Source organism: Nocardia sp. NPDC087230, assembly GCF_044744725.1.
GTDB classification, from domain to species: domain Bacteria; phylum Actinomycetota; class Actinomycetes; order Mycobacteriales; family Mycobacteriaceae; genus Nocardia; species Nocardia canadensis.
Window position 1 is genome coordinate 1,303,331 of record NZ_JBIUYV010000001.1, and the last position, 13,929, is coordinate 1,317,259.

Here is a 13,929-nt window from a genome sequence, read left to right on the forward strand (position 1 = left end):
TGTTAGCGTCACTGCCGTGCCCACGAATCAGCCCTCTCGCTGCTGTTCGTGTCGCGTCCTGCGTGGCTGACGTACGTCTGCTGACGTACGCGGCCGAACGAGCCGATGTGTCCCCTTTCCCCGGTGCGCTCCTGTGCTGCGCGCCGTTCGGCCCGCAGCGCGGGTCGACGTGTCCTCGAGGAATCCCACGATGAGCTTTACCCCCGGCGGCCTCGATCGCCGTAACTTCCTGCGCGCAGGCGGCATCGCCGCGGCGGCCATCTTCGGTGGCACGGCGCTGGCGGCCTGCACCTCGGCCGTCTCGGAGCAGAAGGCCGGCGGTGACAACGCGACTCCGGTGCGCGGCGGCACCCTGAAGGTGGGTATCCGCGAGGACCTGGTGCCCGCCAACCTGCTGACCAACACCGCCGCGACGCCGGTCGTCATCGGCCTGGTCTACGAATCGCTGATCCGCTACCCGAACGACACGCTGGAACCGCGACCGCTGCTGGCGAAGTCGTGGCAGCTCGCCGCCGACGGCCGCTCGATCGCGCTCGACCTGCGCGACGACGTGAAGTTCCACTCCGGCAGGCCGTTCACCGCCGAGGACGTGGAGTTCTCCATCCGCACCTACGCCGACGCCAAGTGGTCGGCCCAGCTGCGCAGCACCGCGGCCGCGGTCACCGGCTTCGACATCGTCTCGCCCACCCGCATCGTGTTGCAGCTGGCCCATCCGCTGAGCAACATCTACGACCTGCTCGACACCGTGCCCATCCTCGACAGCGAGACCATCGACCAGCTGGGCACCGGCGACACCTACATCGGCACCGGGCCGTTCGAATACGTCCAGCGCGTACCGAATTCGCAGATCGTCTTCGAGAAGAACCCGAACTACTGGGTCCCCGAGCGCCCCTACCTCGACCGCGTCGAGGTCTCGATCATCCAGGACCCGCAGGCGCTGCTGAACGCGCTCAAGTCCGGGCAGATCGCGGTGGCCAGGGAACTCGGCTACCGCGACGCCGAGAACCTCGCCGAGGCGGGCGGCTACCGGGTGCTCGACCTCGAGGGCGCGGAACTGCAGGCCTACGTCGGCGTCAACGTCACCGAACCGGCGCTGGCCGATGTGCGGGTGCGCCAAGCCATCGCCTACGCCCTGGACCGTGAGCGGATCATCGCCGAGGTCTTCCGCGGCGCGGGCTATCCGCTGAACGTGCCGTGGCCCAAGACCTCGCCCGCCTTCGACGAGTCGCGCAACACCAAGTACAGCCGCGATGTCGCCAAGGCCAAGGATCTGCTCACCCAGGCGGGCAAGCCGCCGAAGCTGCCGCTCACCTTCGCGCCCGGCTACGAGGAGACGGCCCAGATCGTGCAGGCCAACCTCGCCGAGGTCGGTATCGAGGTGACCCTGGACCCGGTCGACGCCGCCACCTTCGTCAAGCAGCTCACCGGTCAGCAGTTCCGTGGCCTGTGGGTGACTGATCACTCGTGGGCGCAGTTCGTGCCGTCGACGCTGACCGTGAGCGCCTACCCGTTCAACGCCCGCCGCAACGCCTCCCGCTACGAATCGCCCGCCTACACCGCGGCGGCCGACGCGGCCTGGCAGCTGCCCCAGGGTACCGGCCCGGACGCGGTGCGCGCCTTCCACACCGTCAGCGACCAACTGCTGGAAGGACTGTTCCTGATCGAGATCGGCGTGCGTTTCCAGCAGTACGCCACGGCGAACAAGGTGCACGAGCTCGCCTGGACCAAGCGCCGTGAGCCCGTGCTCACCGACACCTTCCTGTCATGACCCGCTATCTGCTGCACCGGCTGCCGTCGGCACTGCTCGTGCTGTTCGGCGCCTCGGTGCTGATCTTCCTGCTGCTGCGCCTGGTGCCCGGTGATCCGGCCACGATCCTGGCGGGCAACGACGCGACGCCGCAATCGATCGCGGCGATCCGCCATCAGCTGGGCCTGGACCGGTCCATCCCGGTGCAGTACCTGAACTGGCTCGCTGACCTGTTCACCCTCGATCTCGGGCGTTCCTACATCATCGGCGGGCAGATCACCGATCTGGTCGGCCGCGGTCTCACCAACACCCTGGTCCTGACGGTGACCGCGCTGATCCTGGCCGTCGTGGCGAGTCTGGCGGTCTCGCTGGCGTCGGTGCTGTGGCCGAGCCGGTGGCTGAGCGCCGTTGTCGCCGCGGCCAATACGGTCGCGGTGGCCCTGCCGACCTTCGTCGTCGGGCCGCTGCTGGTGCTGGTCTTCGCGGTCGCGGTCCCGGTGCTGCCCGCCGGTGGTGTGCCGCCGGACGGCTTCATCGCCCGGCCCGATATCGCCGTGCAGTATCTGCTGCTGCCCGCGATCTGCCTCGCGCTGCCGGTGGCGGCGGCGCTGACCCGGTTCCTCACCGAGTCGCTGCGCACCGAACTCACGAAACCGTATGTGCTGACCGCGCGTTCACTCGGCGTCCCGCACCGCGAGATCGTCACCCGAGGCGCGCTGCGCAACGCGCTGCCGACCCTGCTCACCGTGCTCGGCCTGCAGACCGGGCAGTTGCTCGGCGGTGCCGTACTGGTGGAGGCGGCCTTCGTCTGGCCGGGCATCGGCCAGCTCATCGAACAGGGCATCAGTCGTCGCGACTACCCGCTGGTGCAGGTGCTGTTGCTGCTGTCGGTGGCGGTGTTCGTGGTGATCCAGCTGGTGACCGATATCGCGCACGCCTGGCTGGATCCCCGCATCCGGATCGGAGGACGGTCATGACCGCGACCATCGAGAAACCGGCTGCCGCCCAGGAGGGGTCGCCTCGTCGCGCCGGTGCGCTCGCGGCGCTGGGCACGGGGCAGGGGCTCGCCGGTGTCGCGCTGATCGCGGTGATCGCGCTGGCGGGTGTGTTCGCCGGTGTGCTCAGTTCCTACGACCCGCTCGCCCAGATCCCCGGCGCCAATCTGCTCGGCCCGAGCGGGGAGCACTGGCTCGGCACCGATCACCTGAATCGGGATGTCGCGGCGCGGGTGCTCGCCGGCATCCGCGTCGACCTGCTGATCGTGCTGCTCGCGGTGCCGATCGGCGCGCTGATCGGGTCGCTGGCCGGGCTCGCCGCCACCGTGAATCCCTGGGCCGATGTCACCGTGCAGCGGGTGTTCGACCTGATCCTGGCGTTCCCGGCGCTGATCTTCGCGATCGCGCTCGCCGCCGTCACCGGACCCGGCTGGCACGCGGTCGTCATCGTCATCATCGCCACCGAGATCCCGATCTTCGGTCGCCAGATCCGCACCGCCGTCCTGGCGGTGCGCGAGCAGCCGTTCGTCGAGGCGTCCGAGGTGATCGGCGCCGACACCTGGTGGACGCTGCGTAAGCATGTGCTGCCCAACGTGATCGAACCGCTCGGCGTGCAGCTGGCGCTGTCGCTGTCGCTGGCGGTGTTCATCGAGGGCGCGATGAGCTTCATCGGCATCGGGGTGCGTCCGCCGGAACCCTCGCTCGGCTCGCTGATCGGCGAGTCCATCGCCAACCTCGACGCCAACCCGTGGATGGCGATCGGCCCGCTGACCGTCGTGGCCGGGCTGACGCTCGGCTTCCTGTTGATCGCCCAGGCACTGGGCCGGGCAAGGAGACTGGCATGACCGACGAGCTGGTGCTCGATATCGACGGCTTGACTGTCGGTTTCGGCGATCGAACCGTGGTCGACCGGGTGAGCCTGCGGGTCCGCCGCGGCGAGGTCGTCGCCCTCGTCGGCGAATCCGGCTCCGGGAAGTCGCTCACCGCGCGGTCGGTGCTCGGCCTGCTGCCCGGCACCGCGCACGCCACGGGTTCCCTCCGGCTGGCGGGCACCGAGGTCATCGACGCGTCCGAGACGGCCCTGCGAGAACTGCGCGGCACCAAGGCCGCCATGGTGTTCCAGGAGCCGCAGACCGCGCTCAACCCGGTGCAGAAGATCGGTACCCAGATCCGGCAGGCGCTGCGAGCCCACGGCGTCACCGACAAGGCCGCCGCCAAGGCCCGCGCGATCGAACTGCTTGCCGCCGTGGACATCCCGGAGCCGGCGAAGCGGCTGGACTGGTATCCCCACCAGCTCTCCGGCGGGCAGAAGCAACGCGTGGTGATCGCGCTGGCCCTATCCGGCGACCCGGACCTGCTCATCGCCGACGAGCCCACCACCGCGCTCGACGTCACCGTCCAGGCGGAGATCCTCGACCTGCTGCGGACCCTGCGGCGCGAGCGGGGCACGGCGATCCTGTTCATCACCCACAACCTCGGCGTGGTCGCCGAGATCGCCGACCGGGTGGTGGTGATGCGGGCCGGGCAGGTCGTCGAAGAACAGACGGTGTTCGGGCTGTTCGGCGCACCGGAGGCGGAGTACACGCGGACCCTGCTGGCGTCGGTGCCGCGGCTGCCCGCGGTGTCCGAGCGTGGGGCCGGGGCCCGTACGGGTGAGATCGTCGGCGCCGCGAGTGAAATCGACGCGGCGCAGCCCGATCCCGCCGGAGTGAGCGGTACCGCGAGTGACGGCGACGCCGAGCGCGCCGAGATCGACGGCGACGAGCGTGCTGCGGGCGACGGTGGCGAGCGTAGTGCGGGCGATGGCGTCGGTGCTGCGGGTGGCGATGTCGTGGGATCGGCTGCGGGTGAGGGCGTGAACTCCGCGGACGATGGTTCGTCCGAGGGAGCGACGGCCGGTGATGCCGAGGAGCCGGAACCGGCTGCCCGCCGGATCCTGCGGCGCGTCGTCGTGCGCGGTCCGGCTGTTGTCGCCGAGAAGGGCGGCGGTACCGACGAACCCGACTATCGCGACGTGTTGCGCATCGACGACCTGTCGGTGACCTACCCGGGCCGCCACGGCGCGGCACCTTTCCCCGCGCTGCGCGACATCGCGCTGGCGCTGGGCCCGCGCGAAGTGCTGGGCTTGGTCGGCGAATCCGGCTCGGGCAAGAGCACACTGGGCCGCACCGCGCTCGGACTGGTGCCCGCGACATCGGGCACCGTGGAACTGCAGGGTGTCTCCCTGGCCGGGCTGTCACGACGCGAACTACGGGGCCTGCGCAAGAACGTCGCGCTGGTGCATCAGGACGTGAGCGCCTCGCTCGACCCGCGGCGCAGCGTCGCCGACGCGATCGCGGAACCGCTGCAGGTGCATCGCGCCGCCTCGGGCGCGCTGCTGCGGGCCAAGGTCGGGGACCTGCTCGAGTCGGTGCGGCTACCACGGGATTACGCGCAGCGGCGGCCGGGCGAGCTCTCGGGCGGTCAGCGTCAGCGGGTGGCACTGGCCCGTGCGCTGGCGCTGGCGCCACGGCTACTGGTGGCCGACGAACCGACCAGCGCGCTCGATGTCTCGGTGCAGGCCCAGGTGCTCGACCTCTTCGCCGACCTGCGCGCCGAATACGGCTTCGCCAGCCTGTTCATCAGCCACGATCTGGCGGTAGTGCACCAGGTCGCCGACCGGGTGGTGGTGTTGCGGCAGGGCCGGATCGTCGAAACCGGCGAGGTCGGTGCCGTCTTCGCCGCACCGGCCCAGGAGTACACCCGCCGCCTGCTCGACGCGGTGCCGGCTCCCGACCCGTCGACGGCTCGCCGTGGCCGGGACGGATCCGCGGCGAGCGCGCTCCAGCGCATCGGGGCCTGACGTGGACGAGCCGCCGGAAGGGGAACCGGCGGCTCGTCGACACACGTGGATCAGCGATGGTCGGGGCGGCGCGGTTCACGCCGATCGTCCTGACCTGCTCGCGTCATACCTTGCGAGTTCTCGCCCATCTGCTCCTGCCGCTGTTGCTGCTGCTGCCGCGGCATCTGCTTGGGCATTTTCTTAGGCGTTTTCTTGGACTTGTCAGCCATCTCCACACGGTCCTTTCCGAGGGATAGTGTTTCGCCTAACGCGCCAACGATAGCCAGCGCAAATGCACTTCGGTAGAGGTGTGCGCAAAATGATGGTCCGACCAGGGGAATTCCCGGCGTGTCGATTGTTCGGGAGAATTCTCGAACATTATTTGCCGACGCATTAATCGTGGCAATTCGCCGCCTGGACGGCGGTTTTCCGGTCAATTTTCTTCGGCACGGTAACGACGTTGCGCGCGCAGCAGCATCTGGCGAATTCCCGCGATCATCCGGGTGCGGTCCAACGGCTCGGCGATGATCGGATCGCCCGTCCTGGCGTAGTAGCGCCCGTCCGGGAAGTCCATCCACCAGAACGTGCGCTCCGGTGTCGACGGGCGAGCGTCCACCGCGCCCCCGGCGTAGGCGGCGATCTCGCCGTGTCCCGAACGTGGCCGCCGGAACACCCGGGAGATCTGATCCGCCGCGCTGACCGCGCCCCTGCGGTACTCGAAATGCTCGTCCTCGTCGGCGATCCGCGCGCGCGGGATCTCGATCGGCGCGAGCCTGCCCGGCCCGCGTTCCGGCAGGGCCGCCACCGCGGTCTCGGCGACCTCGTCGATACCGCACCAGGTGAGGACCACGTCGCCGCCGGTGTCGTCGCCGCTGTCCGGCTCCTGGGTCAGCGTGGCGCCCGACGCACCCCGGATCGCGCCGTGGAATCGAATGATCTGCGGACTATCCTGTCCCGCATATCCTTTCGACTCCAGCCGGGCATCGGGATGCAGCAGGGTATGGATGGCGCGCTCGACCATCGGGTCGTACTTGTCGAGCAGCGAGCGCACGGCCAGCTCCCGGTCGCGTTTCAACTCGTCGAAATCGCTGATGCGCGTACGGAATCGCAGCGGATACGGCAGTCGGTCCCGGCCGTAGGCGGCCCACAGGATCTCAAACTCCTGCCCGGTGAAGCTACTGCTGGGCACTGTCGTTGTCCGCTCCGATCACCGGCGGCACCGTCCTGATGTCGCCGAGCCCGGTGAGGATCTCCCCGTTCTCCTGATTGACGAGATAGTCGGGGACGGTGTGGGTTTCGTCGTCGTTCTGCCCACCACGTCCCGCGCCCGCGCCCATGCCGCCCATCCCCGGCATACCCGCGCGGCCCGCGGCGCCCGCCGCCGCGCGCCCGGCGGCGGCAGCGGTGGTCGCGCCCACCGGGGCGGCGGTGACGGATCGGCCAGCGCCCGGCGCGGTCGCCCCGCCGCGCCCGCCGGTCGACCCACTGCTCCCACCCCGGCCGCCGCCGGGAGTCGTGCCGATCGGTGTGGTGGTCCCCGGTGTGGACGGATTCGTGCCCGTCGGCGATCCCGACGGGGTGGTGGTCGTGGGCGAGGTCGTCGTCGGCGACGTGGTCGAGGCCGCCGTGGTGTCGTCGGTCGACGACGACGTGGTCGAGTCGTCGGCCGTGCCGCCGTCGTCGGTGGTGGTCGTGCCCTCGGTCCCGGTGTTCTCCGACGCCTGCCCGTCCTCGGTCCCCGCCGTGGTCTGCCCGTCCGTGCCCGCCGTATCCCCGGTGGTGCCACCGGACTGCGTGCCCTGGTCGCTGCCGCCGCCGCCCGGAATCGACGGGTCGCCGCCGTCGCCGCCGACGACCTTCGGCGCGGTCGGCATGAACGGGACACCGGTATCGGATTGCACCGCGACCTGGCTGTACACGGTGCGCAGGATGCGACGCGCTTCCTGTAGCGCCTCGTCTCCCTCGAACTGGTCCAGCTTCATCTCGCCGTCGGCAGGCAGGGTCTTGCCCGCGACGGTCGGACGCTCGGTGAGCCCCGGCATCAGCGCCTGCGTCTGCTCCAGACCCGTCTTCATCTCGGCGAGTTTGAGGCTGACCGCCGTCGCGGCGGCGGGCAGCGTGGCCGACTGCGCGGCGTAGTTCTTCACCGCCGTGACCGCTGCCGTCGCCGCTTCGCCGACCCATCCGTTCGGCCCGTTCGTCGTCGCCTCGAACGCCTTGTTGAACGCGACGATGGTCGTCGACAGATCGGCGCCGATCTTGCTCCACACCTCCGAAGCGCTGTGCACCACAGCCGGTTTCATCGCGGACACCGCGCTCAGAATCTCCGGCAGCTGCATGTGGTCGTAGCTGTCCACCGTTCCGACGAGATGGTTCGGCTGGGTCTCGCCCGCGAAGATCTGGGAGAAGTTCGCCAGGTTCTGCGTCAGATAGATGACGCTGCGCTCCTGGTTCCATTGCTCCTGCGCGGCGATCACCCGCGCTTTGTACTCCTCATAGGTCATCAGTTCCCCCCGAGACCGGTGTATTGCCCAGCGTTGTCGTCGTCTTGGGCTTGGAAGTTGGCGATCGCCTTGAGGACAACTTCTTTGGCGGTTGTGACGGCCTCGATGTGCTGCGTGATGGTGTCGCGGAGCGACCGGTCACCGCCTGCTGCCGTCTGCGAGAACTTGTTTTCGAGGATCTTGCTGGAGTTGAACGAGCCGAATCCGGTGATCTGTTCGATCTGCAGGAGTCGCGTCAGCACTGTCTCCAGCGCATCGAGATGGTCGTCGCACACCCGTGCGAGGTTCGTGCCGACTGCTGGATCGATGGACAATTGGCCCGCGGCAGCCTGCGCGTCCAGCTTCGTCCATTCGGCCGGGTCGATGTTCGACAGCATCGGTCCGCCTCAGTGTGCAGGAACGTTCTGAACCAGGGCATCGGCGAGCCGTCGTGTCTCCTGGCAGGCTTCCTTGGCGACAGCGCGCGCACTATGTCGGTTCAGGACGCTGAAGTCGACCATCTGGCTGCCGATCGGCAGGCTGATGAAGCACCCGGCGTCATGCGCAGATCCTGACGGGCGATATTGGAGACCTTCGTACGGGCCGACTCGGACGGTGACGAAATCGGTCCGGTCGGCACGTGAGCGGACCTCGTCCAAAGTGTGGCTACTCGCGTAGATGGTGAACGAGTACGTCTTCGCCGAATCCTGCCAGGCGCAGACCTTCCACCCCTCGAACGCCACTCCCGCGACATCTTTTTCCTTGGTGGCGGTGTTCAGCCCGGCGGCGGACAGTGCTGAATCGGGCAGGGTGCAGGGGTCCCAGAGCCCGGCACTCGGATCGACACTCGTCGTAGCCGCTGCTGCGGTAGTGGCGGGCGGTGCCGTCTGGACCGGCTCGGCCTCATCGCACCCGCTGACCAGCGCTCCGACCACGATCGCGACAGCTGGGACAGCCTTTCGCCACCTGTGCATGATTCCCCCGAATGGTTCGATTCTCCCCGCCGGATCCCCGGCGCCGACTATCGCGACGACTCTACCGGACCGTCGTCCCAGCTCAACCGACCTGGTTCGGCGGGGTTTCGCCCGCGACGATGGTCGAGAGCTGCGCTAAGTGCTGTGTCGGTCATCAGTTCCCCCCGAGACCGGTGTCTTGCCCAGCGTCATAGTCGTCTCGGGCTTGGATCGCGCCGAGTACATCGGCCAATGCGCGCCGAACCTCCGCACACGGCTCGGGCGCGGTGTCGCGGGCGGTGTGCTTGGCGCGGTTCCACCAGCCGCCGATCTCCTAGGTGTCAGGCCAGTCCTGGTTGGGCAGCAGGCGGAGCAGGGATGCGCGGACGAGGGGTTCGACCGCTCGGCCGCGCCATGACGTCCAGGACCGCTAGGGCGAGGTCGCCACGGCCGCGTTCGACGAGGGGAATGCCGCGTTCCAGGAAGGCCGGCCAGAAACGCAGGTAGGAGTCGGTGATTCGGTAGCGCTTGTTCTTGGTGTCGGTGGCGGTCGACAGCGGGAGGTCGGCCGCGACTATCCGCTTGTCCCGCAAGGTCGTCAGGTGACAGCGGGTCGGCGGTGGCGACGTCCGGTGATGATGACCGCTCGCCCGCTCAATGGGGCAGTGGGAGGAATTCGACGATGGTGCCGTCGGGGGCATCCGGCGGGACGATGACGAGGCCGTCGCGGTCGATGAGGCCGGCCAAATGGGCGGTGCGGACGGAGGTGTCGGCGGTCCAGCCGCCTTCGGGGGTGTAGCGGGCGGGGGTGATGCGCTGGACGGGGCCCGCTGTTTCGGCGGCGTTGTGGAGGGGGCCGTAGGCCGGGCGGGGTGGGGGTGCGGCGGTGCGGGCGGCGACGATGGCGGGGGTCAGGGCGAGCAGGACGGCGATCGCGGCGAAGGGATTGCCGGGGAGGCCGAGAACCGTGGGGCCGGTAGGGAGTTCGGCGACGATGGTGGAGCCGCCGGGGCGCATGGCCAGTCGCGGGACGACGACACGAGCCTCGGCGCGGGCGATGGCGGAGCGGAGCTGGTCGGCGGCGCCGCCGCCGGTGGCGCCGACCACCACCAGGAGATCGAAACCGGCGGTGGCGGTGAGCATGTCGTCGAAGCCGTGGTCGGTGTCGCGCAGGTGGACGCGGTCGAGCACGGTGACGCCGAGGCCGGCGAGCAGGTCGGGCAGGACGGGGCCGATCGAGTCGCGGGTCTGACCGGCTTGCAGCGGGCCGCTGCTGCGGATCTCGTCGCCGGTCATGACGATGCGGGCCCGGACGGGACCACGGACCAGGCCCGCGGTGACCTCCACGGAGGCGGCCGCCGAGCGCAGGGCGGCGGTGACGCGCGTGCCTGCGGGAGCGAGGAGATCGCCGACCATCTGGTCCTCGCCGCGGGTGCGGATATCGCCGCGGATCGGGGTGTCGGGGCGGCGGGTGAGCTCGTCGCCGGTGACGTCGGCGAACTCGTCACGCAGGACGGAGGTGGTGCCGTCGGGGACGTGCGCGCCGGTGGCGATGCGCACCGCTTCGCCGGGCAGCAGGCCGACCGGGCGGGCGCCGCCCGCGAAACCGATATCGCGGCGCAACTGCCAAGGCCCGTCGCCACACACGGCGTAGCCGTCCATCGCGGAGACGTCGAAGCGGGGCAGCGCGCCGGCGGCGACGATCGGGGCGGCGAGGGCGGCGCCGCTCACTTCGCCCAGCTCGGCCTCGTAGGCGACCAGCGGGGTCAGCTCGGCGGCGATGCGGGCCCTGGCCGCGGTGAGGTCGAGGCGGGTGGCGGCGCGGTCGGCGATCGTCTCGCGGGCGCGGCGGACCTCCTCCTCGGTGTCACAGTCGCCGGTGCCGGGCAGTTCGATCAGGGTGGTCTCGGTGGGGACGATCGCCTTCATCGGCTGGTTCTCCAGCGCGTCCAGCCCGGCCAGTGCCGCGGCCAGGGCGGTGCGACGCCAGACCCCGACGAGGTATTGGGGTCGGCCGGAGGCGTCGATCGCGAAGACCGCGTCGGTGGTCGATTCGGCTGCGCGGCGCAGTAATTCGCGCACGGTGTCGGGAGTGAGGAACGGCATGTCCGCGGCGAGGACCACGATCCACGGCGCCGGGTCGGGGCCGAGCGCGCTGAACCCGGTGCCGATCGCCGCGACCGGGCCGGAACCCGGTGGGACCTCCCTGACCTGCTGCACCCCGGGATCCAGCGCGGGCCGATGTGGACCGACCAGCACGATCCGGCCGCAGTCGGCCACCGCGGCCAGCGCGGCGTCGAGCATCGATCGGCCGCCGATCACGATCGCGGGTTTGTCCACCCCGCCCATCCGGCTCGCGCGTCCGCCCGCGAGCACGATCGCATCGGCGGCGGTCATCGACTGATCCGGCGTAGGGTAATCGGCACGAAAGTCATGCTAGCGGGGCGTGACGTCGATGCTCGAGCGCCCGACGGCGGCGTCGCGTCGCGGTCCGGCAAGGGGGTGGGGATGTCCGGTGCAGGTGGACCGGGTCAGCCGACGATGCTCGGCGACGTGATCCGCGGATTCCTGTTCGTGGTCGTCACACTCGGCGGGTTGTTCGGCGCGCTCGGGGTGGTGGTCGGACTCGTCGAACGCGATATGGGAATCCTGGTCGTCTACCTCGTGTGGTCGGTGGTGTTCGCGATCCTCGGTGCGCTGGTGTTCTGGTGGATCAAGTCCTCGCGGTCGCCGACGAAACGTGGTGTCGGTGCGGGGCGATTGTCGGCGTATCCGCCGGGGAGCGCACAGGCGGGAGCGAGTCCTTCGCACACTCCGGCGGCGGCGTACGAGCAGCCCGGCCGAGCGCAGTCGCCCGCGATCCAGCAGCCCGGCATGGCGCAGCCGCCCGGATATCAACAGTCGGGTGGGGTGCATCCGCCCGCGCCTCAACAGTCGGGCATGGTGCAGCCGCCCGTGCCTCAACCGTCGGGTGGGGCGCATCCACTCGCACCTCAACAGTCCGGTGGGGTGCAGACGCCCGGGCGTGAGCAGTTCGGTGGGGCGCAGACGCCCGGGAACTGGCGGGGTGGGGCCGCGGCATCGGGGAGTGGGCCCCACCCGGAGCGGACGCCGAAGCGCCCAGATGCGGGAGCACGGCGACCGCAGGACGCGCCCAGCGGAGCGGCGGCGCGACCTGGTGAGCTGAGCGCGCCGCCCGGTGGTCTCGATTCGCGGCCCAACGGTCCTGCCGTGCGGCCCAACGGCACTGCGGTGCGGCCCAGCAATCCTGACCTGAGGCCCGGCGGTCCTGACACGGGGCCCGGCGCCTCGGGCCTGAGGCCTGGCGGTCCTGACCTGAGGCCCGGCGCCCCGGAAACGAGGCCCGGCGGTCCTGACCTGAGGCCCGGCGCCCCGGACACGAGACCCAGCGCCCCGGACGCGCGAACCAGTGCGCCGAATGCATCGAAACCTGCTGTAGACGAACGGCACTCGGCGCCGACCAAAACAGCGGGGCCCGTGCGGCGCTCCGATGTCGGTGCGCCGTTGACGCCGCCGCCGGTGCGGCCGGGGGACCGGCCCCCGGTGCACTCGCCCTCGGCGGATACCTACGCGGAGGACCCGGCTCGCCGCTCCTCCCCGGTCACACCTCCGGCTAGACCGGTAGCGCCCTCGGATCCGACTGTGCAGCAGTCCTTTCCGGACGAGCACTGAGTCGCCGCCCGGCCGACGGCCATCGCTTCGGGGCGGGTCGGATCGGTCGCGGATCGAGCACGACCGGCGGGCATTGCGTGATCGAGCGCGAACCGACGGCCGGGTAACGCTCAGAGCCGGGCTGTGCGGAGGTCGACGCGACCGTCGACGATCGGCACCCCTTCTTCGGCGAGCAGACGCAACTGCCGGGCGGCGAGGTGGGCGGCGGGGCGGCCGGACGCGCCGATCACCCGGTGCCAGGGGAGGTCGGCGGAGTCGGTGCGCATGATCCAGCCGACGGTGCGCGCCGAGGACAGACCCGCACCCTGGGCGATATCGCCGTAGGTCGACACCCGGCCGGGCGGGATGGCCGCGACCAGTGCGCGGACTCGTTCGACCTGCTCCTCCGTCGTCGCCGCCATCGCCGCTACAGTGCCGCGGCGATCAGCGCGGCCGCCTCGGCGGGGCGGGCCTGGGCGATCATGTGATCGCACTCCCACACCTCGACGGTGAGCCGGTCGCCGAGGTGAGCGGACAGCGCGGCCAGGAACTCGGCGGTGACATAGGGCGGCTGCACCTTGGCCGCGCGGACCAGCACGGTGGTCAGGTCGGCGGGCGGCAGCACGAACGGACGCGCGAGCTGACCCCAGTACGAGGTGATCGCGGGCTGGAAGACGCGCCAGCCCACCCGGCCGCCCTCGGTGGGCACCAGATGCTCGGCCAGCTCGCGTTCGAGCAGCGCCGGGTCGACCTCGTCGGGGCTCCACGCGCTGTGCTGCTTGTCGGACCTGGCCTCGGCGAGGTCGGTGTAGTCGGGGGAGGCGAGGTTGGCGAGGGCGACCTGTTCGATGAGCTTCGGATCGATGCCGATCGCGGGGTCGAGCAGGATCAGCGACCGCACCAGGTCGCGATGACGACGGGCCAGGTGGATGCCGATCGCGCCGCCGAAGGAGTGGCCGACGACGACCACCGGACCGTCGGTCTCCACCCGCACGAGGGCCGCCAGATCGTCGACGATCGTCTCGAAGTCCCACGGTGGCAGCGAGGTCGAGCGGCCGTGTCCGCGCAGGTCGGGAGCGATGACCCGGGCCTGGCGCAGGTGCTCGGTGGCCAGGGTTTCCCAGCGGTTGCCGTGGCCGGTGAGACCGTGCAGGGCGAGGACGGCAGGGCCGTCGGCGGGACCGAAACGGTACACATGAAGCGAGGACACGACAGCCATTCTGGCCGGTCGCGCACCATCGCGCAGCGTGTCCCCCCG

General features: G+C 70.4%; 13 protein-coding genes. 4 read left to right on the forward strand and 9 right to left on the reverse strand.

Annotation, left to right across the window (positions count from 1 at the left end):
- Window positions 1–190: 190 nt before the first annotated feature.
- From ACIO52_RS06220 to ACIO52_RS06235, 4 genes are read left to right on the forward strand one after another with little or no spacing between them, the layout of a single operon-like run.
- Window positions 191–1,768, forward strand: coding sequence for an ABC transporter substrate-binding protein (locus ACIO52_RS06220; protein WP_402642057.1), 1,578 nt, complete (start codon window positions 191–193; stop codon window positions 1,766–1,768).
- The gene (locus ACIO52_RS06225; protein WP_218717991.1) at window positions 1,765–2,724 is read left to right on the forward strand and encodes an ABC transporter permease; all 960 of its coding nucleotides are present in this window, start codon (window positions 1,765–1,767) and stop codon (window positions 2,722–2,724) included. Before ACIO52_RS06220 ends, ACIO52_RS06225 begins: the two co-directional genes overlap by 4 nt.
- Window positions 2,721–3,587 (forward strand): ABC transporter permease, encoded by an 867-nt coding sequence (locus ACIO52_RS06230; protein WP_402642059.1) that lies wholly within the window; start codon window positions 2,721–2,723, stop codon window positions 3,585–3,587. Before ACIO52_RS06225 ends, ACIO52_RS06230 begins: the two co-directional genes overlap by 4 nt.
- Window positions 3,584–5,584, forward strand: coding sequence for an ABC transporter ATP-binding protein (locus tag ACIO52_RS06235; RefSeq protein WP_342801162.1), 2,001 nt, complete (start codon window positions 3,584–3,586; stop codon window positions 5,582–5,584). The genes ACIO52_RS06230 and ACIO52_RS06235 overlap by 4 nt, the downstream gene beginning before the upstream one ends.
- A gap of 50 nt (window positions 5,585–5,634) precedes the next feature.
- Here the strand turns inward: ACIO52_RS06235 and ACIO52_RS06240 are convergent, their stop codons facing one another.
- The 9 genes from ACIO52_RS06240 to ACIO52_RS06280 form a co-directional block, all read right to left on the reverse strand.
- Window positions 5,635–5,793 (reverse strand): hypothetical protein, encoded by a 159-nt coding sequence (locus ACIO52_RS06240; protein WP_218717989.1) that lies wholly within the window; start codon window positions 5,791–5,793, stop codon window positions 5,635–5,637.
- A gap of 203 nt (window positions 5,794–5,996) precedes the next feature.
- Window positions 5,997–6,752 carry an ESX secretion-associated protein EspG gene (locus tag ACIO52_RS06245; RefSeq protein ID WP_402642064.1) on the reverse strand — a complete coding sequence of 252 codons (756 nt, stop codon included), beginning with the start codon at window positions 6,750–6,752 and terminating at the stop codon, window positions 5,997–5,999.
- On the reverse strand, window positions 6,739–8,067 hold the full coding sequence (locus ACIO52_RS06250; protein WP_402642068.1) for a hypothetical protein: 1,329 nt from the start codon (window positions 8,065–8,067) through the stop codon (window positions 6,739–6,741). The genes ACIO52_RS06245 and ACIO52_RS06250 overlap by 14 nt, the downstream gene beginning before the upstream one ends.
- The gene (locus ACIO52_RS06255) at window positions 8,067–8,444 is read right to left on the reverse strand and encodes a hypothetical protein (RefSeq protein ID WP_218721978.1); all 378 of its coding nucleotides are present in this window, start codon (window positions 8,442–8,444) and stop codon (window positions 8,067–8,069) included. Before ACIO52_RS06255 ends, ACIO52_RS06250 begins: the two co-directional genes overlap by 1 nt.
- Before the next feature lie 9 nt (window positions 8,445–8,453).
- Complete coding sequence (locus ACIO52_RS06260; RefSeq protein WP_316575840.1) at window positions 8,454–8,981, reverse strand: DUF3558 domain-containing protein; 528 nt, start codon at window positions 8,979–8,981, stop codon at window positions 8,454–8,456.
- A 359-nt stretch (window positions 8,982–9,340) separates the two neighbouring features.
- The gene (locus ACIO52_RS06265) at window positions 9,341–9,592 is read right to left on the reverse strand and encodes a hypothetical protein (protein ID WP_402642072.1); all 252 of its coding nucleotides are present in this window, start codon (window positions 9,590–9,592) and stop codon (window positions 9,341–9,343) included.
- Between the two features lie 61 nt (window positions 9,593–9,653).
- The gene (locus ACIO52_RS06270; RefSeq protein WP_402642075.1) at window positions 9,654–11,396 is read right to left on the reverse strand and encodes an NTP transferase domain-containing protein; all 1,743 of its coding nucleotides are present in this window, start codon (window positions 11,394–11,396) and stop codon (window positions 9,654–9,656) included.
- A gap of 1,406 nt (window positions 11,397–12,802) precedes the next feature.
- Window positions 12,803–13,093 (reverse strand): MGMT family protein, encoded by a 291-nt coding sequence (locus ACIO52_RS06275; RefSeq protein ID WP_218721975.1) that lies wholly within the window; start codon window positions 13,091–13,093, stop codon window positions 12,803–12,805.
- Between the two features lie 5 nt (window positions 13,094–13,098).
- A complete protein-coding gene (locus tag ACIO52_RS06280) occupies window positions 13,099–13,890 on the reverse strand; it encodes an alpha/beta fold hydrolase (protein ID WP_402642077.1) in 792 nt (263 codons plus the stop codon).
- Between the last annotated feature and the right edge of the window lie 39 nt (window positions 13,891–13,929).

What these genes read in the sequence shown, in the direction of transcription:
- ACIO52_RS06220 (WP_402642057.1), top strand. Translation starts at nt 191, where the DNA reads ATGAGCTTTACCCCCGGCGGCCTCGATCGCCGTAACTTCCTGCGCGCA.
- ACIO52_RS06225 (WP_218717991.1), top strand. Translation starts at nt 1,765, where the DNA reads ATGACCCGCTATCTGCTGCACCGGCTGCCGTCGGCACTGCTCGTGCTG.
- ACIO52_RS06230 (WP_402642059.1), top strand. Translation starts at nt 2,721, where the DNA reads ATGACCGCGACCATCGAGAAACCGGCTGCCGCCCAGGAGGGGTCGCCT.
- ACIO52_RS06235 (WP_342801162.1), top strand. Translation starts at nt 3,584, where the DNA reads ATGACCGACGAGCTGGTGCTCGATATCGACGGCTTGACTGTCGGTTTC.
- ACIO52_RS06240 (WP_218717989.1), bottom strand. Translation starts at nt 5,793, where the DNA reads ATGGCTGACAAGTCCAAGAAAACGCCTAAGAAAATGCCCAAGCAGATG.
- ACIO52_RS06250 (WP_402642068.1), bottom strand. Translation starts at nt 8,067, where the DNA reads ATGACCTATGAGGAGTACAAAGCGCGGGTGATCGCCGCGCAGGAGCAA.
- ACIO52_RS06255 (WP_218721978.1), bottom strand. Translation starts at nt 8,444, where the DNA reads ATGCTGTCGAACATCGACCCGGCCGAATGGACGAAGCTGGACGCGCAG.
- ACIO52_RS06270 (WP_402642075.1), bottom strand. Translation starts at nt 11,396, where the DNA reads ATGACCGCCGCCGATGCGATCGTGCTCGCGGGCGGACGCGCGAGCCGG.
- ACIO52_RS06275 (WP_218721975.1), bottom strand. Translation starts at nt 13,093, where the DNA reads ATGGCGGCGACGACGGAGGAGCAGGTCGAACGAGTCCGCGCACTGGTC.
- ACIO52_RS06280 (WP_402642077.1), bottom strand. Translation starts at nt 13,890, where the DNA reads ATGGCTGTCGTGTCCTCGCTTCATGTGTACCGTTTCGGTCCCGCCGAC.